The organism is Corynebacterium sp. 335C, assembly GCF_053525695.1.
The window spans coordinates 1,050,841-1,076,291 of the sequence record NZ_JASTTB010000001.1; the positions used below are offsets into that span (position 1 = coordinate 1,050,841).

The window sequence follows — 25,451 nt, forward strand, 5'->3', positions numbered from 1 at the left end:
GGCGACGGCCCCGGCCCGCCGGGAAGCGGGGCCGGGGCCGTGGGGCCGCGGAGGGGACCGTCGTCACGCGCACGGTGGAACCCGCACGCGGGCGCGGTCAGCGGGCGAGGGGCACGAAGCCGCCGGCGCGGTCGCCGTCGACGATCTGCTTGCCGAACGGGAAGCAGGTGACGGGGATGAGCTTGAGGTTCGCCCAGGCCATCGGCAGGCCGATGATGGTGATCGCCTGGGTGATGGCGGTGGCGACGTGGCCGATGGCCAGCCACACGCCCGCGACGACCATCCAGATGACGTTCATGATGAGCGAGCCGCCGCCGGCGCCCGGCTTCTCCACGACCGCGCGGCCGAACGGCCACAGCATGAAGGCGCCGATGCGGAACGATGCGACGCCCGCGGGGATGGTGATGATGAAGATGCAGGCGAGCAGGCCGAACAGGAAGTAGGCCAGCGCCAGCACCAGGCCGCCGGTGAGCAGCCAGATGATGTTGAGGATGAAATTGATGACGGTCTTCATGACCCCACCCTACGCGTTTTCGCAGGTGACGGCCCGGGCCCGCTGAGCCCGCGGCCGCGCCGGCGGTCGCCCGCGGGCCCCTGCGCCGCACCGTCCCCGTGGCCGCCGCCGCCCCGCACCGGCCCCGGCGTGCGGACGCCGCACCGGGGCGTAGGGTGGCCCGGCGTGACCACCCCTCGCATCCGCCTCCTGGCGCTCGCGGGCATCCTGCTGACGGCGTTGAACATGCGCGTCGCGGTGACCGCGCTGCCCCCGCTCATCGACCGCATCACCCCCGACCTGGGCCTGACCAACGGCCTCATCGGCGTGATCGGCATGCTGCCCCCGGTGCTGTTCGCCGTCTCCGCGTTCGCGGCGCCGGCGCTGCTGCGCCGCCTGGGGCTGCCGGGCGGCCTGGCGGCGGCGATGCTCGCCACGGCCGGGGGCCTGGTGCTGCGCGTCGTCGGCCCGTCGACCCCGGCGCTGCTGGCGGGCACGGCGGTGGCGCTGTTCGCGCTCGGCGTGACCAATGCGCTGGCGCCGCTGGCGGTGCGGGCGTACTTCCCGGACCGGGTGCCGTCGATGTCGGTGGGCTACATGATCGCGATGCAGGTCGGCATGACCGCCGCTCCCCTGCTGGCGGAGCCGCTGGCGTCGGCGACCGGCTCGTGGCGGACGTCGCTGCTGGTGTGGGCGCCGGTGGCGGTGGTGGCGGCGCTGCCGTGGCTGCCGCTGCTGCTCGGACGCGTCCACGCGCTGTCGGGCGACGGCCCGGTGCTGGAGGAGCCCGGGGCGGGTGCGCGGGTGCCGGTGTGGCGGTCGCCCGTGGGGCTGGGCCTGCTGATGATGTTCGGCTTCACCAGCTTCACCACCTTCGGCTTCATGATGTTCATCCCCGTCATCTTCACCGGCGCGGGCGCGTCGGCGGAGTTCGGCGGGCTGATGCTCGCGTACTGGTCGGGCCTGGGCGGCGTCATCTCCGTGCTCGGGCCGATGGCGGCCGGCCGGATGCGGGACCCGTACCCGGTGCTGGTGGCGTGCTTCCTCATGTACGTCGCCGGCAACGCCGGCATGATGCTCGCGCCGATGGCCGCACCGTGGGTGTGGGTGACGCTGTCGGGGCTGGGCCCGATGAGCTTCCCGATGGCGCTGACGCTGGTGAACCTCCGCGCCCGCACGACCGCGGGTGCGCGCGGCCTGTCGTCGTTCTGCCAGGGCGGCGGCTACACGCTGGCGTGCGTCGGCCCGCTGCTGTTCGGCCTGCTGCACGACGTCTCGGGCGGGTGGCTCGCGCCCTTCGCCATGACGGTCGCCGCCACCGGGATCGTTGCGACGGGATCCTTCCTGGCCACCCGCGATCGCTTCGTCGAGGACACGCTCCGGCCCCGCGGCGGCGCCGCGTCCGCCGCGGCCTGATTCCGCGGCACGCGGCCGCGGCCCCCGCCGGGCGGACCGGCGGCGCGGCCGCCGGCGCAGGCGCTCGCCCCGCTACCGCCGCCGGACGGCGAGGCCCGACGGGTGGGCGCGCATGCCGGCGGCGACCAGCGCCTCGCGCTCCGCGCACCGCAGGGCGTCCTCCCCGTTGACGGTGCGCACGGGGCCGGCGCCGAGGAGGCGCAGCCCCTCGACGGCGTCGGCCTCGCGGCCGGGGACGACCAGGAGGGAGGAGCCGCCGGGGCTCAGCCACGCCGCGCACTCCCCGCCGGGGGCGAGGACGACGCGCGCCCCGGCCGATCTCGTCGGCCGCCCGCCGGGCGTCTCCGGCCACGGGGCGAGGGCGCCCCACGGGTTGGCGGGGCCGCGGGCGGGCACGACGCGCACCGCCTCGCCGGCGGGCGCCCGGCGCAGTTCGTCGACGACGGCGGGCTCGGCGAACTGGGCGGGTCCGCAGCCGGCGACGAAGCCGCCGCGGATGACGTGGCCCGCGTCCTCCAGGGCGCGCAGCGCCGGGTAGAGCCGCGCCCACGACAGGCCGTCGGCCTCGGCGGCCGGCCGGCAGGCGACGCCCCAGCGGGCCAGCAGCCCCTCGGCGTCGCCGACGGGGTCGTCCGCCGGCTCCGGGGCGGCGCGCCACCGGCCGTCGACGTCGGCGGGGCGGGGCATGCGGGCGCGGGAGCGGCGGCGGCCGGGGCGGACGGAGCGCACGGCCGCGGGCTTCGGCTCCTCCCCCGCCATCGCCCGCGCCACCTGCATGGATTCGGGGCAGGCGTAGCCCGCCCGCGCCAGGGCCAGGAGCTCGTCGCGGCAGATGCCGACCTCCGCGACGAGGTCCCGGTACGTCCACGACCCGCCGCGGCGCAGCACGGCGAGCAGCTCCGCGGCGCGCCCGCCGCCGTCGTCCGGCGACGGCTCGGCCGCCGGGTCCGGGGCGGGCAGCGCGTCCGGCAGGTCGGCGGGGATGATGCGCAGGTCGCGGCCGTCGGGGCGCAGCAGGACGTCGCCGTCGGCGGCCAGGGGGTCGAGGCGTCCCTCCCCCGCCAGCAGATCCCACTCGTCGGCGGCGAGCGCGACGCCGGCCAGCGCCTCGACGACGTCCTCCGCGGCGGCGCCCGCATCGGGGCCGAATCGGCCGCCCCACCAGCGGGCCTGCGCGGCGGCGGCGACGGGCTCGATCTCCGCCAGGGCCGTGGCGCGGGAGGCGGCGCGCAGCCGCGCCAGCACGTCGCGGTCGCACCACTCCGGCTCCTCCACGCCCGGGCGGAAGCGGCCGCGCACGACGTCGGCGTGCTCCAGCGCCGCCGCCACCGCTCCCCGGCCCCAGCCGAGCGCCCCGGCGGCCTCGTCCGCGGTGAACGGGCCGCGGCGGCGCGCCCAGCGGCGCAGCACCGCACCCGGGTCGGCGTCGGCGACGTCCGCGTCGGCGGGGTGGGCGACGTGCGGGCGGCCGCCGACGTCGAGGCGCACCGCCTCCTCCGGCACCCCGCCGGCCGCGGCCGCCAGCTCGCGGGCCTCCTCCTCCGGCACGGGCCCGAGCTCGCGCAGGGCGTCGAGGACCTCGCCCGCGTCGCGCGGGCGCGTGGCGTCGGTGCGGTGCCGCAGGGAATCGACCACGGCGGCGACGGCCCCGTCGTCGAGCACCTCGCGGAGATCCACCTGGCCGACGACCGCGGCCAGCAGGTCCGGGTCGAGCCGCAGCGCGACGGCCCGGCGCTCGGCGGCGGGCACATCGCCCTCGTAGAGGAACTCGCCGGTGTAGCGGAACAGCAGCGCCGCGGCGAAGGGGCTGGGCGAGGGCGTGACCGCGCCGTGCAGCCGGGCCGACTCCAACACCCGCTCCAGGGCGGGCAGGTCGTGGACGTCGCGGAGCACCTCGCGGGTGGTCTCCAGCAGGACCGGGTAGCCGGGGATGCCCCGGACGGCGGTGAGCAGCTGCTCGGCGCGCAGGCGCTGGCGCCACAGCGGCTGCCGCGACCCGGGGCGGCGGCGCGGCAGCAGCAGCGACCGGGCGGCGCATTCGCGGAAGCGGGCGGCGAACAGCGCCGTCGTGGACACGAGCTCCGGCACGACGGTCGGGTCGACGTCGAAGAGCTCCGGGCCCGGCGGCGGGTCCATCGCCGGCAGCCGCAGCACGACCCCGTCGTCGGAGGCCACCGGCCGCGCGTCGACGCCGTGCAGGCGCCGGGCCCGCTCCCCCGCCGCGATGGCCCACGGGGCGTTGACCGCCCGGCCGTGGGGGCTGTGCAGGACGACCTGCCAGTCGCCCGTCTCGTCGCGGAAGGACTCCACCAGCAGGTCCCGCTCGTCGGGCACCGGGCCCGCGGCGGCGCGCTGGCGGGCGACGAGCCCCTGCAGCTCCCGCACGCCCGCGGCGCCGATGACGGGCTCCAGCGCCGCCGGGTCGCGCAGCGCCGCGCCGACGGCGGCGGCGAGCTCCGGCGGCCGGCCCGCGTCGTCGCCGTTCCAGAACGGCAGCCGGCCGGTCAGCCCCGGCGCGGGCACCACCAGCACGCGGTCGCGGGTGATCGCCGTGACCCGCCAGCTCGACGCGCCGAGCGTGACGACGTCACCCGTCCGCGTCTCGTGCACCATCTCCTCGTCGAGCTCCCCGACCCGGCGGGCGCCGTCGTCGCCGCCGGCGAGGAACACGCCGAACAGGCCCCGGTCCGGGATGGTGCCGCCGGAGGTGACGGCGAGGCGCTGGGCGCCCTTCCGCGCCCGCAGCACGTCCCCGTCGCGCTCCAGCGGCGGGCGCAGATCGGCCAGGTCGGGCGTCGTGAAGCCCCCGGTGACCTGGTCGACGACCGCGTCGAAGACGGGGCGGGCGAGGCGGCGCCACGGCATCGCGCGGCGCACCGTCGCCCACCACGCCTCGACGTCGAGCGGCTCCAGCGCCGCGGCGGCGACGGTGTGCTGCGCCAGCACGTCCAGCGGCCCCTCCGGCACGTGCAGCTCCTCGATGTCCCCGGCGAGCATCCGGGAGACGGTGACCGCGCACTCCAGCAGGTCCGCCGGGTGCAGCGGGTGGACGATCCCGCGGGAGACGGCGCCGACGCGGTGCCCGGCGCGGCCGATGCGCTGCAGCGCCGCGGCGGCCGACGGCGGGGACTCCACCTGCACCACCAGGTCGACGTCGCCCATGTCGATGCCGAGCTCCAGCGTGCCGGTGGCGACGACGCAGCGCAGCCGGCCGGACTTCAGGGCCTCCTCGATCTCCTCGCGGCCCTCGCGGGAGACGCTGCCGTGGTGGGCGCGGGCGAACGCCGGGGCGGCCTGGCCCGCGATGTCGTCGACCAGGCCCAGCTGCGCCGGCGGCCGCCGCATCACGGCGGAGAGCAGGCCGGGGTCGTGCTCGGCGGCCCACAGCTCGTTGAGCCGGCCGGTGAGCTTCTCCGCGTTGCGCCGGGAGTTGACGAAGACGATGGAGGCCCGCTCCGCCAGCGTCTCCCGGTAGACGCGCTCCGCGACGTGCGGCCACACGCTGCCGGGGCGGTCGACGCCCTCGCGGGCGGGGTCGGCGACGGGGTCCTCCGCGGGGTCGTCTCCGCCGGGCGCGCCGCCGGGGCCGGCCCCGCCGTCGCCCAGTGCCGAGAACGACTCCACCGGCATCTCCACCCGCACGTCCCAGCGCTTCTCCGATGGCGGGTCGACGATGACGGCGCCGCGGCCGCCGGTGAGCAGGTCGGCGACCCGCTCCTTCGGCCGGACGGTGGCGGACAGGCCGATGCGCTGCGGGCGCGGCCCGGCGACCAGGTCGTCGAGGCGCTCCAGGCTCAGCGCGAGGTGGGAGCCGCGCTTGGAGCCGGCGACGGCGTGGACCTCGTCGACGATGACGGCGCGCACGCCGCGCAGTCCCTCCCGCGCCTTCGAGGTCAGCATGAGGAACAGCGACTCGGGCGTGGTGATGAGGATGTCCGGGGGCCGCCGCGCCAGCCGCGCCCGCTCCGCCGGCGGGGTGTCGCCGGAGCGCACGCCGACGGAGACGGGCCGGTCCAGCCCGGCGCGCTCCGCGATGCCCTCCAGCGGGGCCCGGAGGTTCCTCTCGACGTCGGCGCCGAGGGCCTTCAGCGGGCTGACGTAGAGCACGCGCACCGCACCCCCGGCGTCGCCGTCGCCGATGGCGCGGACGAGGGAGTCGATGGCCCACAGGAACGCCGCGAGCGTCTTGCCGGAGCCCGTCGGGGCGACGACCAGGGCGTCCTCCCCGCGGGAGATGGCGTCCCACGCGCCGGCCTGCGCGGCGGTCGGTTCGCCCAGTTCGGCGGTGAACCAGTCCCGCACCGGCGCCGAAAACGGGTCCGGGGAGGGCATCCGGCACCTCCCGTCCGTTCCCCCTATCATCATGGGTATGTCACGCACCGTAGATGATGCCACCCTGACCCTCCGACTGGCCCAGGGCACCGGCGAGATCCTGAAGGGCGTCCGCAACGTGGGCCTGCTGCGCGGCCGCATCCTCGGCGACGCGGGCGACGCGCTGTCCCAGGAGTGGATCGCGCGCGTGCTCGAGCAGCACCGCCCCGACGACGCGGTGCTGTCGGAGGAGGCGTCCGACAACGAGGAGCGCCTGCGCAACCGACGCGTCTGGGTCATCGACCCCCTCGACGGCACCCGCGAGTTCGCCGGCGGCCGCCAGGACTGGGCGGTGCACATCGCGCTGGTGGAGGACGGCCAGCCGGTCCACGCCGCCGTCGGCCTGCCGGACCTCGGCCAGGTGTTCCACACCGGCGAGGCGAAGGCCGTCACCGGCCCGATGTCCGGCAAGATCGTCGTCTCCCGCACCCGCCCGCCGAAGATGGCGGAGTTCGTGGCGGAGAAGCTGGACCGCGAGCTGGTGCCCATGGGCTCCGCCGGCGCGAAGGCCATGCACGTGCTGCTCGGCGACGTGGACGCCTACATCCACGCCGGCGGCCAGTACGAGTGGGACTCCGCCGCCCCGGTCGGCGTGTGCCGCGCCGCCGGCCTGCACGTCTCCCGCCTCGACGGCTCGGAGCCGAGCTACAACCACGAGGACACGTACCTGCCGGACATGCTCATCTGCCGCCCGGAGATCGCCGACGAGATCCTGGCCGCGGTGAAGGAGTACCGCGAGGCCAACCCGGAGGACTGATCGCCGGCACGGGGCGTCGTCACGCGGCGCACGCCCCCGCACGGCACGTCGTCGCGCACCGCGTGCCCCGCGCACCCCGGCGCCGCGGCCCGCGCGCCGCACCCGACGCCCCCGCCCCGCACCCGCCGGGGCGGGGGCGTCGGGCTACCCTGGCGGGCATGACCGACGCCCGCGCCATCCCCACCCCCTACGAGGACCTGCTCCGCGAGATCCTGGAGCACGGCGTCCCGAAGTCCGACCGCACCGGCACCGGCACCCGCAGCCTCTTCGCCCGCCAGCTGCGCTACGACCTGGAGCAGGGCTTCCCCCTGCTGACCACCAAGAAGGTGCACCTGAAGTCCATCGTCCACGAGCTGCTGTGGTTCATGCGCGGCCTGTCCGACAACACCTGGCTGAACGACCGCGGCGTGACCATCTGGGACGAGTGGGCCGGCGAGGACGGCGACCTCGGCCCCATCTACGGCGTCCAGTGGCGCTCCTGGCCCACCCCCGACGGCCGCACCATCGACCAGCTCGCCGGCGCGCTGGAGCTGCTGAAGATCGACCCGGACTCGCGCCGCAACATCGTCTCCGCGTGGAACGTCGGGCAGCTCGATCAGATGGCGCTGCCGCCGTGCCACCTGCTGTTCCAGTTCCACGTCGCGAACGGGAAGCTGAGCTGCCAGCTGTACCAGCGCTCGGCGGACATGTTCCTGGGCGTGCCGTTCAACATCGCCAGCTACGCGCTGCTGACGCACATGATGGCGCAGCAGGCGGGCCTCGGCGTCGGCGAGTTCATCTGGACCGGCGGCGACTGCCACATCTACGACAACCACGTGGAGCAGTGCCGTCTGCAGCTGACCCGCGAGCCGCGCCCGTACCCGGAGCTGAAGCTGCGGAAGGCCGGCGACCTCTTCTCCTACGAGTACGAGGACGTCGAGGTCGTCGGCTACGACCCGCACCCCGTCATCCGCGGCAAGGTGTCGGTCTGATGTCCGCGGCGCGGCCGGCGTTCGTCGGCATGATCTGGGCGCAGACCCCCGACGGGGTCATCGGCGACGGCGCGTCGATGCCGTGGCACCTGCCGGAGGATCTGCGGCACTTCAAGGAGACGACGCTCGGGGCGCCCGTCATCATGGGCCGCCGCACCTGGGAGTCCCTGAACCCGCGGTTCCGGCCGCTGCCGGGCCGCCGCAACGTCGTCCTGTCGCGGACCTCCGACGACTTCCCCGGCGCGGAGCACGCCGAGGACCTCGACGCGGCGCTGGCGGCGCTGGCCGACGAGCCGGCCGCGTGGATCATCGGCGGCGGCCGCGTCTACCGGGAGGGCCTGCCGGTGGCCGACGAGTGCGTCGTCACCGAGATCGACCACGACCCGGGCCTCGACCACCCCGTCACCGCCCCCGACCTCATCGGGTGGGCGCCCGAGCGCCGCGGCGACTGGCTGGTCTCCTCCGCCTCCGAGCCGGAGGGGCTGCGCTACCGCATCACCGCGTGGCGCCGCAGGGACGGGTAGGCGCCGCCTCACCCGCATCTGCTTTGCGACGGCCACCGCCCCGGCCCGGCGCCTCCCCCGCGGCGGCCCGCCGCGCCCGCCACGGCGGCGGCGCGCCGCAGCCGCCCCGGCGCCCGCCCCCTCCCGGCGTAACGCACCTCACCCCCGTGCGGGGGCCGGGCAGGAACGATCCGCCCCGGCGGCGCGTTGAACGGGGCATGTCGGACAACATCGAGACCCCGAAGACCACCGAGCACGTCACCATCTACGCCACCTCCTGGTGCCCCCACTGCGCCAAGCTGCTGTCCGGGCTGAAGGAGCTGGACGTGCCGTTCGAGGCGTGGGACGTGGAGAAGCACGACGACCTGGCCGCGTGGGTCGAGTCGGTCAACGACGGCAACCGCGTCGTCCCGACCGTCCTGTACTCCGACGGCCGCCACGCCACCAACCCGCCGGTGAAGCAGGTCGCGCGCATCTACAAGGAGCTCGCGGAGGCGTAATCCCTTCCCCTCCACGCGAACACGGCGCCGCCCCCGGACCTGGACCAGGTCCGGGGGCGGCGCCGTCGTCACGCGCGGGCGGAACCCGCACGCGGCGCGCATCACGCGCACGCGGCGGGCGCGGCGGGTCACTCCAGGTCGTCGTGCGCCATCAGCTGGCGCGCGGCCTCCGTGATGGAGCCCGACAGCGACGGGTACACGGAGAACGTGCCCGCCAGGTCGTTGACCGTCAGCTGGTTGGACACGCACACCGCGATCGGCAGGATGAGCTCCGAGGCGGTCGGGGCGACCACGACGCCGCCGATGATGATGCCGGAGTTGCGGCGGCAGAACAGCTTCACGAAGCCGTGGCGCAGGGAGCGCATCTTCGCGCGCGGGTTGCCGGCCAGCGGGAACACCTCGACGCGGGCGGAGACCTCGCCGGCCTCGATCTGCGCCTGGGAGACGCCGACGGTGGCGATCTCCGGGCGGGTGAACACCGCGGAGGCGACCGTCTTCATGCGGATGGGGTTCACGCCCTCGCCGAGCGCGTGGTACATCGCGATGCGGCCCTGCATCGCGGCGACGGAGGCCAGCGGGAACAGGTCCGTGCAGTCGCCGGCGGCGTAGATGCCGGAGATGTTGGTGCGGGAGACGCGGTCGACGTGGATGTGGCCCGACGGGGTCATCTCCACGCCCACGGCCTCCAGGCCCAGGCCCCGGGTGTTCGGGATGGAGCCGACCGTCATCAGCGCGTGGGACGCCAGCACCTCGCGGCCGTCGGAGGTGACGACGCGGACGCCGCCGTCCTCTGTGCGCTCCACGAGGTCGCATCGCGCGTTCTTGACGACGTCGACGCCGCGCTCCAGCAGCACCTCCTCCAGGGCGTCCGCCGCGTCCGCGTCCTCGTGCGGGAGGATGCGGTCGCGGGAGGCGACCATGGTGACCTTCACGCCGAGCTCCGTGAACGCGGACACGAACTCCGCGCCCGTCACGCCCGAGCCGACGACGACGAGGTGCTCCGGCAGCTCCTCCAGGTTGTAGACCTGGCGCCACGTCAGGATGCGCTCGCCGTCCGGGCGGGCGCCCGGCAGGATGCGCGGGGAGGCGCCGGTGGCCAGCAGCACGAGGTCGGCCTCCAGGGTCTCCTCGCCGCCCTCCAGCAGCTCCACGGTGACGTAGTGGGTGACGCGGCCCGGCTCGTAGTCGTCCAGGCGGCCGCGGCCCTGCAGGACGGTGACGCCCTCGCGCTCCAGCTGGGCGGAGACGTCGGCGGACTGGGTGTTCGCCAGGCGCTGCACGCGCTCGTTGACGGCGGTGAAGTCGATGGCGCGCTTGGAGAAGTCCGGGCGCAGGCCCATCTCGTCGGCGCGGCGCATGTCGGTGCGGACGCCGGTGGCGGCGATGAACGCCTTCGAGGGCACGCAGTCCCACAGGACCGAGGAGCCGCCGGGGCCCGCGTCCTCGACGACGGTCACCTCGGCGCCGTACTTCGCGCCGACGAGCGCCGCCTCGTAGCCGGCGGGGCCCCCGCCGATGATCACGATCCTCTTGGCCACTGATCCTCCATGTCGTCCAGCCGGTGAATGCCGCGTCCCATCCTACCGCCGCGTGCGCGGGGCGGCCCGGCCGGGGAGGTGCCCCGGGAGGGTCAGCGCAGGCGGCCCGGGGCTGCGGCCAGCCGGTCGGCGTCGCCGTCCTCGTAGCGGGCGACGATGCCGGCGAAGAGGCGCACGCCGACGCCGAGGCACCGCTCGTCGACCACCAGGTCGTCGCGGTGCAGGTCGTGCTTGTCGCCGCGGCCGGACCAGCAGCCCAGGCGGGCCATCGAGCCGGGGACGTGCTCCAGGTACCAGCCGAAGTCCTCGCCGCCGGAGGACTGCGGCGCCTGGATGACCGCGTTCTCGTCGACGCGGCGGACGGTGTCCGCGATGAGGGCGGTGCAGTAGTCGTCGTTGACGACGGCCGGCACGCCGCGGGTGTACTCCAGCGTGTGCGTGACGCCGGTCGGCGCGAGGATCTCCTCGATGAGCCCCTCCACCAGCGGCTGCAGGGTGCGCCACACCCCGGCGTCGGCGGTGCGGATCGTGCCCAGCATCGTGCCGTCCGTGGGGATGGCGTTGGCCGCGTGGCCGGCGTTGGCGGCGCCGAAGACCATGACGGTGCCGGAGCGCGGGTCGATGCGGCGCGACAGCAGGCCCGGCATGTCCGTGATGAGCTTGCCCATCGCGTAGACGACGTCGGAGGTCAGGTGCGGCCGCGCGGAGTGGCCGCCGGGGCCCTGCAGGTTGATGCGCAGGCTGTCGCCGGCCGACGTGATGGCGCCGACACGGACGCCGACGTGGCCGACGCGCAGCTTCGGCTCGACGTGGAGGGCGAAGATGCGGGAGACGCCCTCCAGGCCGCCGAACGCGATGACGTCGGGGGCGCCGCCGGTCATGACCTCCTCCGCCGGCTGGAAGATGAACCGCAGCGGCACGGGCAGGCCGTGCTCCCGGTCGTACTCCGCCATCGCCAGCGCCGTCGCCAGGGTGATGGTGGTGTGGAAGTCGTGGCCGCAGGCGTGCATGACGCCCTCGTTGCAGCTGGAGTACGGCAGGCCCGTGGCCTCCGTGATGGGCAGCGCGTCCATGTCGCCGCGGAAGGCGACGCGGCCGACGGGCTCGCCGTCGGCGTCGTGGCGCATCTCCCCGATGTCGACGAGCGCGCCGGTGTTGGGCAGCCGCACCGGCTCCAGCCCGGCCTCCTCGAGATTCGACACGACCAGATCGGTCGTCGCCCGCTCCATGTGGGACAGCTCAGGGTTGGCGTGCAGATGGCGGCGCCGGCGCTGCATCCCGTCGCCGTTTCGCCGCCACCAGTCCCTGATGAAGTCCTCGATCATGATCTCCATCATAGGCCCGCCCCTCCCCCGCCCGGCGCGGTGTCCGGCGCGGTGGCCGGGGAGCCGAGGGGTGCCAGGGGGAACGTGACCCGCCAATCGCGTCGTATCGTCTGCGATACTGTCCGCATGACGAGGCCCGATGACCATGCACGCGCAGGTGGCGCCGGGGATTCCGGCGCCGCCGGCGGCTCCGCGGACTCCGGCGGGTGGGAGCTTCCCGGTTCCGGCTGGCGCTCCTCCGCCGCCTCCGGGTGGGGCGACGACGCCTACCGGGGCGATGCCGGCGGCTACGGCACCCGCTCGGAGCACGCGTGGTCGAACGCCCCGGCGGAGCCCGCCGGCGCCGCGGCGACGGGCTTCATCCCGCCGCAGCAGGCGCCGGGCGCCGCACGCGCCGCCGGGCCCCGCCGCACCTCCCCGTGGGTCATGCCGCTGGTGGCGGCCCTGGCCGTGGTCCTGCTCGCCGGCGCCGCGCTGCTGGCGTGGGGCGCCCTGGGAGGCTCGGACGACGCCGGCGCCGCGGCGTCGCCGGAGGGCGGCCCGGGCGGCGGTTCCGGGGCGCCGGCCGTGACGGTCACGGAGACCGCCACGGCCACGGCCACCCGCACCGCGGAGGAGGCCGCCGCGGAGACGCGGACGGTGACGCACACCGCGGAGCCCGGGACCGCGCCGGAGCGTGACGACGTGCCCTCCTCCGGCGGGGGCTACGCGTCCTGGGGCTCCGCGTCCGACGGGCTCACCGACGTCGGGTTCGCCTCGGGCCCGACGTGCGCGCTCGGGGAGTCGGTCCTCCTGGCGATGGAGACCGGCGACTACCGCGCGGTCGTCTGCGCCGCCGGATCCGACGCGATCTACCGGGGCTACGGCAGGGGGACCGGCGTCACCAGCCGATCCCTGGCGGCCGTCCCGTACGCGACGTACTCCGAGCCCCGGGCCGGCGGCGCGGACGTGCACCGCTGGGAGGCGGCCCACGGCGACACCGTCTACCGGGTGTCACCGAACGGCATCACCATCCTGCAGGGCGGCGAGGTCGTCGACGATGACGCCGCGACGTTCTTCGTCGTCGCCGTCCCCGGCTGACGGAGGCGGACATGGCGGAGGGCCCGGAGCCGATGCGCTCCGGGCCCTTCTCCGTGCGCGGATCCCCGGGTGCGGGCCCCCGGGGCGCGGAGCCGGCGGACCGGCTGCACGTCCCTCCCCGCGGGGCGCCGCCTACCCGTGCAGGTCGATGTTGCGCGGGCCGTACAGGCGGTCGCCGGCGTCGCCGAGGCCCGGGACGATGTAGGCGTCCTCGTTCAGCGACGGGTCGATGGTCGCGGTGACCAGGCGCACCGGCAGGCCGGACTCCTCCAGGGCGTCGACGCCCGGCTGGGCCGAGACCATGCACACGCAGGTGACCATCTCGGCGCCGCGGTCGACCAGCAGCCGCAGGGCGTGCAGCAGGGAGCCGCCGGTGGCGAGCATCGGGTCGACGAGCAGGATCTCGCGGCCGGACAAGTCCTGCGGCAGGGCCTCCAGGTACGGGACCGGCTCGTGCGTCTCCTCGTCGCGGGCGAGGCCGATGAAGCCGACCTGCGCGTCCGGGATCATCGACAGGGCCGGGTCGATCATGCCCAGGCCGGCGCGGATGATCGGGATGATGATCGGGGGGTTGGCCAGGCGGTGGCCGGTGGCGGTGGCGACCGGGGTCTCGCAGTCGAAGGACTCGACCTCGAGGTCGCGGGAGGCCTCGTAGATGAGCATCGCGCCCAGGTCGGCCAGCGCCGACCGGAAGGCCACGTTGTCGGTGCGCGCGTCGCGCATGATCGTCAGCCGGGAGGCGGCCAGCGGGTGGTCGACGATGGTGATCTCCATGACCATCAGGCTACCGCGCCGGGGCCTCCGGCATCGGAGGGAACCGCCCCGCGCCGGGGCGCGTCTAATGGGGCGACGGCCGGGGCAGGGGGCTCCGGCCGCGGACACGGGGAGGGACGTGCACGTGGAGCATCCGAGGGGACTGACGGGAGGCCTGCCGGACGGCGGGCTGCTGGACGTGGACCCGGCGGCGGTGTCGGGGGCCGCGGATCTGCTGAGGGGGCTCGGGGCGGAGGTGCCGGGGCCCGCGGCCGCGGCGCTCGCGGATGCGGCGGGCACCGCGGCAGCCGCGGCGCCGGCGGTGGCGGGCATCGGCCGGTTCGCGGTCGCCGCGGCGGCCGCGCTGGCCGCGCAGCTGGAGCGGTCCGGGGCGCTGGCATCGTACGCCGGCGCCGCCGGCCAAGCGCTGGAGTCGACGCTGGAGGCGGTCGGCGGCGAGGAGTCGGCGCTCGGGGGCGGGCTCGCCCGCCTCGCCGGCGCGGCCGCCGGGGTGGACGGGGGCCGGCGATGATCGCCGCGGCGGACGTGCCGGTCGCCGTCGCCCGGCTGGCAGGGTCGGCGGGGGCGCTCCCCGGCGCGCTGGGTGCCCTCGCGCCCGTCGTCGCCGGGTCGGCCGGGCCGTGGCGCGGTGCCGCCGACGCGGTCGCCGGGGGCTTCGACGGGGAGGCGGGGCGCGCCGCGGCCGGCAGCCTCGCCCGCGCCGCGGAGGCGGCGGGCATCGTCGACGGGGACGCGGCGATCACGGCGATGGCGCTGGCGGAGGGCCTGGCGGCGCTGGCCCGGGCCGCCGCCGAGCTGATGGAGACGCTGACGACGTTCGCGGCCGCGGCCGGCGCGGCGCTGGCGGCGGGTCCCGCGGCCCCGGCGGCGCTGGCGACGGCCTCGGCGGACGCGGTCGCCGACGCCGCCCGCATCCTCGTGGCACTGGAGGCCTCGCTGGCGGGGCCGACGGCGCGGCTGGAGGAGGTCGCGGCGCGGCCGGTCGACGTGCCCCGGGAGCCGTCGCCGCTGGGCGCCTCCGGGCTCCGGCCGGCGTCGCTGGAGAGGCCGGGCGCCGCGGGCGACGGCAACGCCGAAGCCGTCGCCCCGGGTGGCGGGGCCGGACCGGACGCGGCCTCCGACGATGCGGGGGCCGCGGCAGGCGACGCGGAGGACGGCACGGACGGCGGAGCCGACGCGGACAGGGGCGCCGATGCCGCCGACGCCGGCGCCCCGACGCCGGAGGCCGCGGCGGCCGTGGAGCACGCGCTGTCGGCCGTCGGCACGCCCTACCAGTGGGGCGGCAACACCCCGGGCGTCGGCCTGGACTGCTCCGGTCTGACGCACTGGGCCTACGGTCAGGCCGGCGTCGACATCCCCCGCACCGCGGCCGAGCAGGCGGTCGGGCGGCGGGTCAGCCGCGCCGAGCTGCTGCCCGGAGACCTGGTGGTGTGGGACGGCCACGTCGCCATGGTCACCGGCGACGGGATGATGGTGGAGGCCGGCGACCCCGTCTCCGTGAACCCCGTCCGGGAGACCAACGCCGGGATGCCGTTCAAGGGCTACTACCGCCCGACCGGATAGCGGCACGGCGCGGCCCGCCGCCGTCCGCCACCGGGTAGGCTCGCCTGACGTAATCGTCACCGAGAGGGAAGCCGAGGAAACCATGGCAGGCCAGGGCATCGTCCCCATCGAGCTGGAGCTGACCGGCGGTACCGCCCACACCCTGTGGGCGCCCGGCTGGCGCGAGGGCAACGCCGAGTGGCAGGCCATCCTCGGCCGCGGCGACGACGTCTACCTCTTCGACTCCGCGGAGGAGCTCCTGGCGTTCCTGCGCTCCGGGGAGAAGCACGACTTCACCGACCACCCGGAGTGGGGCCGCTTCGAGCGCCGCCTGCCGGAGTCCGCGGTCGTGTCGCCGAAGAACCGCTTCGACGTCGTCGGCCTGCCGGAGCTGCTCGCCGGCGACGCCAACCACGACCGCGTCTCCCGCGTCGACCGCATCTTCGGGATGGTCCGCGGCATCGCCGGCGTCTGCGACCTGCCGAAGGCCAACCGCATGTTCGCCACCAACTCGGTGCTCGGCGCCGTCGGCGGCGGCGCCGACCACTTCCACGGCGCCGGCGCCGCGCAGTGGAGCGCCATCGGCCGCGTCATCGTCGCCAACTGGGACGACGTCGTCGACGAGCTCGACGAGCTGCACGGCCACGCCCCCGCCGTCGACGAGGGCGCGAAGAAGACCGCGGCCGCCGATCTCGCCGCTGCCGCCAAGCGCGTCGCCGCCGACCGCGAGGAGGCGGCGAAGGCCCGCGCCGAGGAGCGCGAACGCGACAAGGAGGCCGCGGAGAAGGCCGACCCGTACGACTCCACCGTGTGGGCGTCCGCCGGCATCGACCCGATCAAGATCAGCATCGCCGGCCGCACCCTGTACACGCTGCGCTGCTACCTCGGCCGCCGCCCGGTGTTCCTGGGCCGCCACGGCACCATCCACACGTTCTCCCAGGGCCGCGCCCTCGTGCGCTGGCTGCTGGAGCACGACGACCACGACATGACCGCCCTGTCCACCTGGGACGAGGTCATCACCGCCGCCAACGCCGGCGAGCTGGAAGTCGACGTCCACCCGGACAACGTCTACTCCTTCACCGGCATCGCCGAGGACATCAAGGCCGGGCCGAACGAGGTCGACGAGGAGCAGCTGGGCCGCGCCTACGAGCTGCTCGCCGACTCCGCCGACTGGGCCGGCGACGACGCCGTCAACGAGGTCCTCGCCTCCAACCAGCAGCTCGCGTGGCTGCTCAACTACCTGCTCGACGACTCCGAGCGCGACGAGCCGGTGCCGCCGTTCGACGACGAGGCCGACGGCTGGGTGCGCCTCGAGCAGGGCCTGGTCGCCCGCTTCACCACCCGCATCTAGCCGGCGCCGCACGCCCGGGATCGCGGGCGGCGGGCCGCGGGTGCGGCCGCGCGCCCGCGGGCATTCCGTTCGCGCGCCCGGCGGCGCGCCGCCGCCGCGGGCCGGGAACGCATGAGGGCCCGGCGGGGGGACTCCCCCGCCGGGCCCTCGACCCGTCGTCACGCACGCGCTAGTTCAGCGTCATCTCCATGACGTCGTCCGGGTCGACCTCGCCGTCGTTGTCCCGATCCGTCAGCTCCAGGTAGTCCGGGTAGATGAGCGTGTCGAGGATGCGCTCGCGCGTCGGCAGATCGACGAACGCGTTCTCGATGGCGTTGCACGTCAGCTGGAACAGCTCCGTGTAGCCGTAGTCGAAGTTGTCGACCAGCAGCATCAGCTCCCGCGTCATCGACGTGCCGCACAGCAGGCGCGCGCCCGTGTTCACCGTGCACGTGAAGCCCAGGTCGTCGAGCAGCGGGAACGGGTGATCCGCGATGTCCTCCACCGCGCCGCACGCCACGTTCGCGGAGATGCACACCTCCAGCGGGATGCGCTGATCGCGGACGTAGCCCGACAGGAACTGCAGCTCGATGCCGTCGATGCTCGCCGTGAAGTCCTCGTAGATGCGGGTCGCCTGGCCCAGCCGGTTGGCGCCCTCGATGACCGCCTCGCGGATGGACTCCGGCCCGGAGGACTCGCCGGCGTTGACCGTCGAGCGCACCAGCTTCCGGCGCAGCCGCTCGAACGCCTGGTGGTGGCGGAACGACGAGCAGCCGTCCTCCTCCCCCGCCAGGTCGAAGCCGACGACGTACGGGTGGTCGGCGTTCTCCGGCACGTTGTCGGCGACGAGGTCGGCGACCTCCTCCACCAGATCCGGATCCGACTGGCACATCGCGGCGAGCAGCAGCCGCACCGTGATGTCGTGGCCCGCGTCCGCGGCGGCGCGCTCGCCGAGGCGGCAGCCCTCCACCGCCGCGTCGACGACGTCCTGCATCGACAGGCCGCCGCGGACGTGCAGCTCCGGCGCGATGCGCAGCTCGGCGTAGACGACGTTGTCGTCCGCCAGGTCCTCCACCGCCTCGCGGGTCGCGCGGGTGATGTTCTCCGCCGTCTGCAGCACCGCGGCCACGTGGTCGAACGCCGCCCGGTACTGCTTCGCGCTGCCGGAGCCCGACGCGGCGACGAACCACGCCGCCAGCTCGCGCGGGTCCGGCGTCGGCAGCTCGTGCCCGGCCTCCGCCGCCAGCTCCACCAGCGTCGCCGGGCGCAGGCCGCCGTCGATGCGGTCGTTGAGGACGACCTTCGGCAGCCCGGCGACGACGCCGGGGTCGACGTTCTTCGGCTCGGCTTCGTAATCCGCGGGGTTGTGCATAGGGCGTAACCCTAGCCCACCTGGTGCGACGGCGCGGAACCGGCGCGGCTCCTCCTATCGCCGCGAAAGTTTGCCACCATGGGCGCCGTGATCCGGAACACGAGCATCCACCGCCGCGCCGCCGCCGGCGCACTCTCCGCCTACCTCGCCGCGCTGACGTGCACCGCGGCGCCCGCCGCCGTGGCGCAGGAGGGCGCGCCGCCCGGGCGGGCCGGCGTCGCGCAGCAAGCGCAGGAGGGGGTCGCCCAGGAGGGCACCGGGCAGGAGGGTGGGCCGCAGGAGGGCGTTGCGACGGACCCCGCCGCGGCATCGGAGGAGCCGGGCATCGAGGTGGACCCGGCCGACCCGGACGCGGCCGCCGTCGACTGGGCCGTCGTCCGCGACACCTCCGGCTGCCCGTTCCGCTCCGTCACCCCGGGCGCCGTGACCGAGACGGAGGCTCCCTCCCCCGACGACGAGCCGGAGCCGCTGCCCGTGCCCGAGCATCCGGCCGGCGGAGAGCGGATGGGCGAATGCGGCGTCGTCGCCGCCGACGGCTTCGCCGTGCCGGAGGGCATCGGCGCCTCCTCCTGGATCGTCGCCGACGCCGCCACCGGCGAGGTGCTGGCCGCGAAGGACCCGCACGGCCGGTACCGCCCGGCGTCCATCGCGAAGGTGCTGCTGGCGATGGTCGCCTTCCGCGACCTGCCGCTGGACCGGAAGGTCGAGACGACCGAGGAGGACGAGTCCATCGAGGGCTCCCGCGTCGGCATCCAGGCCGGGGCGACCTTCACGGTCGAGGAGCTGCTGCTCGGGCTGCTGATGAACTCCGGCAACGACGCCGCCAACGCCCTGTCCCGCGAGCTCGGCGGGCCGGAGGAGACGCTGCGGAAGGTCAACGACCTGGCCGCGGAGCTCGGCGCGACGGACACGCGCATCGGCAACTACGACGGCCTCGACGCCCCCGGCCAGTCCACCAGCGCCTTCGACATGGCCGTGTTCTACCGGAGGGCGTTCGAGGACCCGGAGTTCCGGCGCCTCGCCTCGACGCGGCTGGCGGAGCTGCCGACCAACGTCGAGGGCGAGCGCTTCGCCACCTCCAACGACAACGGGCTGCTCATCCACGGCTACCCCGGGGCCCTCGGCGGCAAGACCGGCTTCACCGACGACGCCCGCCACACCTTCGCCGGCGTCGCCGAGCAGAACGGCCGGACGCTGGTGACCATCGTCCTCGACTCCCCCGCCGCCGAGCTGCGGCCGTGGGAGGAGTCGTGGCGGCTGCTCGACGCGGGCTTCGCGACGGCCGCCGGCTCCTCCGTCGGGAACCTCGACGAGGGCGCCGCCGGCGACGGCGCCCCGGAGGGCGCGGACGACGGCGTGCTCCCCGACCTCGGCGAGGCCGTCGGGGCGGGCTGGGCCACCGCCGCCGGCGTCGCCCTCCTCGCGGTGTGCGCCGTGGCCGCGGCGGTGCTCGTCGTCAAGCGCCGCCGGCGATAGCCGGCGACCCGGGTCCCGCACGCGGACCCGGGGCACGCGCGGCGCGGGGCGCGTCGTCACGCGGGGGATGCGGGGAGGACGCGCAAAAAAGCGGCCGGCCCGGGCACCATCGCGGTGTCCGGGCCGGCCCCGTCGCGTGCGCGGGCCTAGCGGCGCAGCAGGCCGCGGCGGCGCGACGCCTCGCCGCGGATGTTGATGATGGCCGGGGCCGGGGCCTCCGGCTGCTCCTGATCCAGGGCCTCCGGGGTGGTGGCCGACCAGGCGGTGGCGTACATCGTGATGCGCCAGATGAGGTAGAAGACGACCATGAGGCCGATGATCGGGCCGAAGACCGCGCCCGCCGGGTTCGACAGCGCGTTGGAGAAGAACACGCTACCGAGCTGCTTGACGACCTCCATGCCGATGGCGCCGATGACCGCGCCCTTCATCACCGACTTCGCCGGCACCGAGCCGCGCGGCAGCGAGTACAGCATCCAGAAGAACAGCAGCCAGTTGGCGACGAGGCCGATGAGGATGGCGACCAGGCTGGTCAGCACGCCGATGCCCGGGACGTTGTCCAGGCCGGCCATCTCGATGAGCGTCGTCGTCAGGCCCGAGGAGCCGACCGCCGTGACCGCGAAGGTGACGATGAGCATGACCAGCAGGCCGATGAGGCGGATGAGGTCGCGCAGCTTGCCCAGCACGAAGTTGTCCGCCACGATCGGGCGCTTCCACAGGGCCGTCAGCGCGGCGCGGAGGTTGCCCATCCACGCCAGGCCGGACCACAGGGCGGTGACGAAACCGATGGTGAACACGCCGCCGGCCTGATCGATGGCGCCCTCGATGACCGTGTTGATGGTCTCGCCCATCTCGCCCGACAGGTTGCCGGCGATGGCGTCCTGCAGCTTGTTCAGCAGATCCTCGTTGCCGCGCAGCACCAGAGCCGCCGACGCGAAGACCACCATGATGAGCGGGAACATCGACAGCACCGAAAAGTAGGTGACGCCCGCCGCGAAGTGGTTGCCGCCCTCCTGGCCGTACCGCTCCTGCATGCGCATGAGGTGGTCGAACCAGCCCCACTTCGCGCGGAGCTTGTCCAGGAAGGTCGGGTCGTCCTCGCGGACCCGTTCGATCCCGTAGCGGTCGGTGAGATCCGGATCCGGGGAGGTGGAGGTGGCCACGTGCGCTCCTTTGCGGCGTCGTGCGGTCGGGTGTTACGGAGCTAACCCTAAACCACGGGGACGGCGGCGGCGCACCGGGATGACCTGGTGCGTCGCCGCCGTCGTCGCGGGTTGCGCGACGGGGTTGGCCGCGGGTGCGGGGCGGGCGATCGCCCCGCCGCGTCAGCGGGCCTGGCCGCGGAGGAAGCCGACGCGCTCGTAGACCTGCTCGAGGGTCCGGGAGGCGACCTCGCGGGCGCGCTCCGCGCCGTTGGCGAGGATGCGCTCCAGCTCGGCGCGGTCCGACATCAGCTCGTCGTAGCGGCCGCGCAGCGGGGTGGTGAACGCCTCCAGGGCGTCGGCGGTGTCGGTCTTCAGCTGGCCGTAGCCCGCGCCGGAGGCCTGGTAGCCGGCGACGATGTCGTCGACCGGGCGGTCCGTGAGCGCCGACTGGATGACCAGCAGGTTGGAGACGCCCGGCTTCGCCTCGCGGTCGAAGCGGATCTCGCCGTCGTTGTCCGTCACCGCGGACTTGATGCGCTTGGCCGACACCTTCGGGTCGTCCAGCAGGTTGACGATGCCCTTCGGGTTGGAGCCGGACTTCGACATCTTCGACGTCGGGTCCTGCAGGTCGTAGATCTTCGCGGAGCCCTCGAGGATGTGGCCCTCCGGCACGACGAACGTCTTCTTGAACCGGGAGTTGAAGCGCTGCGCCAGGGTGCGGGTCAGCTCCAGGTGCTGGCGCTGGTCCTCGCCGACCGGCACGAGCTGCGGGCGGTACAGGAGGATGTCCGCCGCCATGAGCACCGGGTAGGTGAACAGGCCGACGGAGGTGTGGTCGGCGCCCTGCTTGCGGGACTTGTCCTTGAACTGGGTCATGCGGGAGGCCTCGCCGAAGCCGGTGAGGCAGTTGAGCACCCACGCCAGCTCCGCGTGCTCCGGCACGTGGGACTGGACGAACAGGACGGAGCGCTCCGGGTCGATGCCCAGGGCGAGCAGCTGGGCGCAGCCGGCGATGGTGCGGGCGCGCAGCTCCTTCGGGTTCTGGTCCACCGTGATGGCGTGCATGTCGGGGATGAAGTAGAAGGCGTCGTAGTCCTCCTGCAGGCCGATCCACTGGCGGACGGCGCCCAGGTAATTGCCCAGGTGGTAGGAGTCCGCCGTGGGCTGGATGCCGGACAGCACGCGCTGGCGGCGCTCGGGGGCGGTCGGGGTGCCGGGGGTGGCCTGCGTCTCGCTCATGGGGGTCATCGTAGACCCGGCGGAGCGGGGGCCGCCCGGCGGGGCCGCGGCGGGCGGGCGGTGATGCGGCCGCGGCGGCGCGGCGATGATGCGCGGCGCGGCGGCGCGGCGGCGCGCGGCCCGGGGCGTCAGCCGCGGTCGGCGATGAGCCGCACCGTCTTCACGGCGGCCGACGTCGGCTCGCCCGGGTAGAGGGCGCGGACGAGGGCGACGGCCGGGCGGACGCCGTGCTCGTCGAGGACGCGGCGGACGCGCTCGCGCTCGGCGGCGGTGAGCTCCAGCGGGGCCACCGGCGGGCGGCGGCGCCGGGCGCGCCAGGCGAGGACGCCGAGGCCGGCGACGCACAGCACGCCCAGCCACCAGGCCCAGCCGTAGACGACGGTCCAGATCAGCACGGCGATGAGCACCGCCGCGATGATGATCCCGGCGACGTCGTGGCCCGTCTGGCCGCCCTCCAGCGCGCGGTCCAGCCGGCGGAGCTGCTCGAGGTCCGCCTCGCCGTGCCCGTGCGCGTCGCCGCGGGATCCGCGCGCGCCATGGTCGTCCGGGGCGTCCCCGGCGCCGGGCGCCCCGTGGCCGCGGTCGACGCGGTTGTCGCGGTCGTCCATCATCCCCGGCCTCCCTTCGGTCGTGTCGTCGCCGGTCCGTGCGATCGTCAACCACCCTACCGCCGGGCGGCGCCGGATCCGATTCGCCCGCCGGATGCCCCCACGGGTGTGGGGCACGTCGCGTCCGGCCCCGCCGCGTCGCGCACGGAATGCCGCCCGGAGCGTGCGACGATGCGGGCATGGACAACCACGACGCACCGTCCCCGACCCGGCGCGCGCCCCACCGCGGTCCGCGGGGCCGGCGATGACGGCCGCCGCGGCGATCGCCGCGACCGTCCTGCTGCTCCTCGTCCCCGGCGCCCTCGTGGCGCTGGCGGCGGGCATGCGGCCGCTGCCGGCGCTGGCGGCCGCCGCCCCGGTGTCGGTGGGCGTCGCGGGCTGGACCGGGTGGCTGTGCGGGACGCTCGACGTGCCCTGGGGCCCGCTCCCTGCGGTGGCCGGGCTGGCCGCCGCCGTCGCCGTCGCCCTGGTCGTGCGCCTGGCGGGCGCGGGCCTGGGCGCGGCGCGCGCCCGGCGCGGGGGAACGGGCACCGGCCCCGGCCGCCCCGCCCGCCGCGTCGACCCCGCCGCGATCCCGGCGGCCGTCGTCGCGGCGGCGGTCTCCGTGGCCGCCGGCGCCCGGGTGCTGGCGCAGCTGCGGCAGCTGCCGGGCGGGGCGGGGAACCTGTGGGAGACGTGGGACGCGCAGTGGCACGCGAACGTGCTGCGGTTCGCGCGGGACGAGGGCGTCGTGTCGTCGACCCGCATGGGCGAGATGATGAACCGGGAGACGCTGGCGGAGTCCTTCTACCCCGCCGGCTGGCACGCCCTGGCGTCGCTGGTCCCGGCGGATCCGCTGACCGTCGTCAACGTCTTCGGGCTGCTCGCGCCGATGGTGGCGCTGCCGGCGGGCTGCGCGTGGCTGGCGTGGCGGGTGGCGGGCCGCCGGTGGGCGCCGGCCGCCGCCCCGGCCGCGGCGGTGGCGTCGGTGCTGGCCCCGGAGATCACGGTGACGCTGCTGGGCACCGGGTCGCTGCCGTACCTGCTGTCGGTGGCGATGCTGCCGGCGGCGCTGGCGGCGACGATGCGCGGTCCGTGGACCGTCGCGGCGATGGCGCTGGTCGGCGTGGCGACGGCGCATCCGTCGACCGGCGTCGCCGCCGCCCTGTGCGCGGCGCTGTGGCTGCTGCTGCGCCCGTCGTGGCGCCGCCTCGGCCGGCTGGCGGTCATCGGCGCGGCGGCGGGGGCGCTGATGGCGCCGATGCTGCTGTCGGCGATGGGCAAGGGAGAGACGGTGGCCGGCTACCACGGCCAGGCGGACGTCGACAGGCTGACGTCGGTGGTCTGGACGCTGGCGGGCCGCACGGACGTCGCGGGCGAGGCCTCGGTCGGCCCGGTGCCGCTCATCCTGTCCCTGCTCGCCGCCGCGGGCGCGGTGATTCTGCTGGTGCGCCGTCCGCGGGCGGCGTGGCCGGTGGCGGCGTTCGCGGTGCTGGCGGTGGTGTGCGACAACGCGCAGCTGCGGTGGCCGGAGCCGTGGGGCGGCTGGGTCCGCGGCGCGGGCACCATCTGGTACGACATGCCCTACCGCCTGCAGGCGCCGATGGGCGTGCTGCGGGTGACGCTCGCCGCCGTCGCGGCGGGTGCGGCGGTCACCGCGGTCGCGCGTCTCGCGCGTCGCGCGGGGTCGCGTGACGACGCCCCGGGCGGCCCCTCCCCCGCCCGCGCGCGGGTGCGGGCGGCCGTGGCCGCGGCCTGCGCGGCGGCCGTCGCGATGGTCCCGGCGCTGTGGGCCACGCACGCCGACGCGGCGCATGCCGTGCTGCGGGCGCGCGGGGATCGGCTGGTGCCGCCGGAGGACCGGGAGGCGTGGCGGTGGCTCGCGTCGCTGCCGGGCGGCGACCGCGCGGTGGTGCTGAACAACCCGGCGGAGGGCTCGGGCTGGATGTACGCCGCGGAGGGCCTGGAGTCGGTGTTCCGCCACTACCCGTGGCCGGAGGGGCCGGCGCCGCTGTCGCGGAAGGCCATCCAGGACGTGGACCTGGCGGGCGTGGACCCGGAGGTCGACGCGGCGCTGGCGGCGCTCGGCGTCTCCTACGTCTTCGTGTCCCCGCCGTCGGCGTCGTCCGCGGCGGGCGCGGCGCTCGCGTCGCGGTCGTGGGCGTGGTGGGCTCCGGGGCTCACCCCGATCTACGAGGACCAGCCGGCGACGATCTTCGCGGTGAACGCGCGGTTCACGCCGGAGCAGCTGGAGGAGCTGAAGGCGGCGTCGCCGCATCCGCCGTCGGCGCCGTCGCCGGCGTGGACGCCGCCGCGGCAGCCGATCATCGCGCCGCCGGGCGAGGCCGACCCGCTGGCCGGGGCCGTGGTGCGGCTGACGGTCGCCGGGGCGTGCGAGCCGGGCGACGCCGACGCCGGGGAGGTGTCGGAGGCCGGCCGCGCCGCGGCGGAGGCCTCCCGGGTCGTGCGCGCGGAGCTGGAGCGCCGCGGCGCGGTCGTGCTGGACGGCGCGGATCCGGCGGCGGCCGCGGGGGCCGGTGCCGGGAACGCCGGCGCAGCAGCCGCCGCACCCGACCAGTCCGCGGGCGGCGTCGACGCCGACCTCACCCTGTGCGTGCGCCCCGGCGAGGGGCCGGGCCCGCGCGGCGGCGGCTCCGACCGGGACGCCGGCTTCCGCGTCACCGCGCCGCTGCCCGGGGACCCGGACGACGCGGCGGCGATGCAGGCCCTGACCGGCGCGGACCGCGGGTCGCTGCTGCTGGCGGCGGGCCTGCGCGATGCCCTGGTGTTCCGGAACCTCGAGCCGGAGGTCGGCCCGGCCCGCTCCGGGCTGCTGCCTGCGCGGGCGCCGGGGCCGTCGGCGTCGCCGGCGGCGGTCGTCGACCTCGGCTGGGCGGCGGGCGCGTTCGACGAGGACGGCGGCGCGGACGCCATCGGGGCCGCGATCGCCGACGGCGTCGCGTCGATGCTGCGGCAGCGCTAGGGGCGCCGCCGCGGGGCGGTCGCCGTCGTCACGCGAAACGCGGGCGCGGCCG

At 75.9% G+C, this 25,451-nt stretch carries 20 protein-coding genes; 11 read left to right on the forward strand and 9 right to left on the reverse strand.

Translation table 11 applies throughout. The features are described from left to right. Positions 1 to 97: 97 nt before the first annotated feature. Positions 98 to 514: a YccF domain-containing protein gene (locus tag QQS41_RS04480; RefSeq protein WP_448851463.1), complete on the reverse strand. Its 417-nt coding sequence runs from the start codon at positions 512 to 514 to the stop codon at positions 98 to 100. Between the two features lie 165 nt (positions 515 to 679). Here QQS41_RS04480 and QQS41_RS04485 point away from each other — a divergent pair, with 165 nt between their 5' ends. After that, complete coding sequence (locus QQS41_RS04485; RefSeq protein ID WP_448851464.1) at positions 680 to 1,909, forward strand: MFS transporter; 1,230 nt, start codon at positions 680 to 682, stop codon at positions 1,907 to 1,909. Positions 1,910 to 1,981: 72 nt separating this feature from the next. Here the strand turns inward: QQS41_RS04485 and QQS41_RS04490 are convergent, their stop codons facing one another. Continuing rightward, positions 1,982 to 6,241, reverse strand: a complete 4,260-nt coding sequence (locus tag QQS41_RS04490; RefSeq protein WP_448851465.1) for a DEAD/DEAH box helicase — start codon at positions 6,239 to 6,241, stop codon at positions 1,982 to 1,984. A 37-nt stretch (positions 6,242 to 6,278) separates the two neighbouring features. Here QQS41_RS04490 and QQS41_RS04495 point away from each other — a divergent pair, with 37 nt between their 5' ends. The 4 genes from QQS41_RS04495 to QQS41_RS04510 all read left to right on the forward strand — a co-directional run bounded on the left by QQS41_RS04495 (position 6,279) and on the right by QQS41_RS04510 (position 9,011). Beyond that, the gene (locus QQS41_RS04495; protein ID WP_448851466.1) at positions 6,279 to 7,037 is read left to right on the forward strand and encodes a 3'(2'),5'-bisphosphate nucleotidase CysQ; all 759 of its coding nucleotides are present in this window, start codon (positions 6,279 to 6,281) and stop codon (positions 7,035 to 7,037) included. A gap of 158 nt (positions 7,038 to 7,195) precedes the next feature. After that, a complete protein-coding gene (locus QQS41_RS04500) occupies positions 7,196 to 8,008 on the forward strand; it encodes a thymidylate synthase (protein ID WP_448851467.1) in 813 nt (270 codons plus the stop codon). Continuing rightward, positions 8,008 to 8,532, forward strand: a complete 525-nt coding sequence (locus tag QQS41_RS04505; RefSeq protein ID WP_448851468.1) for a dihydrofolate reductase — start codon at positions 8,008 to 8,010, stop codon at positions 8,530 to 8,532. The genes QQS41_RS04500 and QQS41_RS04505 overlap by 1 nt, the downstream gene beginning before the upstream one ends. 197 nt (positions 8,533 to 8,729) lie before the next feature. Continuing rightward, a complete protein-coding gene (locus QQS41_RS04510; RefSeq protein ID WP_448851469.1) occupies positions 8,730 to 9,011 on the forward strand; it encodes a mycoredoxin in 282 nt (93 codons plus the stop codon). Between the two features lie 128 nt (positions 9,012 to 9,139). Here QQS41_RS04510 and QQS41_RS04515 read toward each other — a convergent pair whose 3' ends face one another. Together QQS41_RS04515 and QQS41_RS04520 are read right to left on the reverse strand one after the other, a co-directional pair. Continuing rightward, the gene (locus tag QQS41_RS04515; RefSeq protein ID WP_448851470.1) at positions 9,140 to 10,549 is read right to left on the reverse strand and encodes an NAD(P)H-quinone dehydrogenase; all 1,410 of its coding nucleotides are present in this window, start codon (positions 10,547 to 10,549) and stop codon (positions 9,140 to 9,142) included. 92 nt (positions 10,550 to 10,641) lie between these two features. Further along, entirely contained in the window at positions 10,642 to 11,883 is a 1,242-nt protein-coding gene (locus QQS41_RS04520; protein ID WP_448851976.1) for an amidohydrolase, read from the reverse strand. 117 nt (positions 11,884 to 12,000) lie between these two features. Here QQS41_RS04520 and QQS41_RS04525 point away from each other — a divergent pair, with 117 nt between their 5' ends. Continuing rightward, a complete protein-coding gene (locus tag QQS41_RS04525) occupies positions 12,001 to 12,954 on the forward strand; it encodes a hypothetical protein (protein WP_448851471.1) in 954 nt (317 codons plus the stop codon). Between the two features lie 132 nt (positions 12,955 to 13,086). On the opposite strand, the gene upp is transcribed toward QQS41_RS04525, so the two are convergent. After that, a complete protein-coding gene (upp, locus tag QQS41_RS04530; RefSeq protein ID WP_448851472.1) occupies positions 13,087 to 13,728 on the reverse strand; it encodes a uracil phosphoribosyltransferase in 642 nt (213 codons plus the stop codon). 124 nt (positions 13,729 to 13,852) lie between these two features. On the opposite strand from upp, the gene QQS41_RS04535 reads away from it, so the two are divergent. From QQS41_RS04535 to QQS41_RS04545, 3 genes are all read left to right on the forward strand, one after another. Next, positions 13,853 to 14,239, forward strand: coding sequence for a hypothetical protein (locus QQS41_RS04535; protein ID WP_448851473.1), 387 nt, complete (start codon positions 13,853 to 13,855; stop codon positions 14,237 to 14,239). After that, positions 14,236 to 15,291, forward strand: coding sequence for a C40 family peptidase (locus tag QQS41_RS04540; RefSeq protein WP_448851474.1), 1,056 nt, complete (start codon positions 14,236 to 14,238; stop codon positions 15,289 to 15,291). Before QQS41_RS04535 ends, QQS41_RS04540 begins: the two co-directional genes overlap by 4 nt. Positions 15,292 to 15,373: 82 nt before the next feature. Further along, a complete protein-coding gene (locus tag QQS41_RS04545; RefSeq protein ID WP_448851475.1) occupies positions 15,374 to 16,621 on the forward strand; it encodes a hypothetical protein in 1,248 nt (415 codons plus the stop codon). A gap of 169 nt (positions 16,622 to 16,790) precedes the next feature. Here the strand turns inward: QQS41_RS04545 and QQS41_RS04550 are convergent, their stop codons facing one another. Beyond that, positions 16,791 to 17,972, reverse strand: a complete 1,182-nt coding sequence (locus QQS41_RS04550) for an adenosine deaminase (protein ID WP_448851476.1) — start codon at positions 17,970 to 17,972, stop codon at positions 16,791 to 16,793. An 87-nt stretch (positions 17,973 to 18,059) separates the two neighbouring features. On the opposite strand from QQS41_RS04550, the gene QQS41_RS04555 reads away from it, so the two are divergent. Then, a complete protein-coding gene (locus QQS41_RS04555; RefSeq protein WP_448851477.1) occupies positions 18,060 to 19,448 on the forward strand; it encodes a serine hydrolase in 1,389 nt (462 codons plus the stop codon). Positions 19,449 to 19,594: 146 nt separating this feature from the next. On the opposite strand, the gene yhjD is transcribed toward QQS41_RS04555, so the two are convergent. The 3 genes from yhjD to QQS41_RS04570 form a co-directional block, all read right to left on the reverse strand. After that, a complete protein-coding gene (yhjD, locus tag QQS41_RS04560; RefSeq protein ID WP_448851478.1) occupies positions 19,595 to 20,608 on the reverse strand; it encodes an inner membrane protein YhjD in 1,014 nt (337 codons plus the stop codon). Between the two features lie 162 nt (positions 20,609 to 20,770). Continuing rightward, positions 20,771 to 21,829 carry a tryptophan--tRNA ligase gene (trpS, locus tag QQS41_RS04565; RefSeq protein WP_448851479.1) on the reverse strand — a complete coding sequence of 353 codons (1,059 nt, stop codon included), beginning with the start codon at positions 21,827 to 21,829 and terminating at the stop codon, positions 20,771 to 20,773. Between the two features lie 128 nt (positions 21,830 to 21,957). Then, positions 21,958 to 22,440: a hypothetical protein gene (locus QQS41_RS04570; protein ID WP_448851480.1), complete on the reverse strand. Its 483-nt coding sequence runs from the start codon at positions 22,438 to 22,440 to the stop codon at positions 21,958 to 21,960. A 241-nt stretch (positions 22,441 to 22,681) separates the two neighbouring features. On the opposite strand from QQS41_RS04570, the gene QQS41_RS04575 reads away from it, so the two are divergent. Next, positions 22,682 to 25,399, forward strand: coding sequence for a DUF6541 family protein (locus tag QQS41_RS04575; protein ID WP_448851481.1), 2,718 nt, complete (start codon positions 22,682 to 22,684; stop codon positions 25,397 to 25,399). Positions 25,400 to 25,451: the final 52 nt, after the last annotated feature.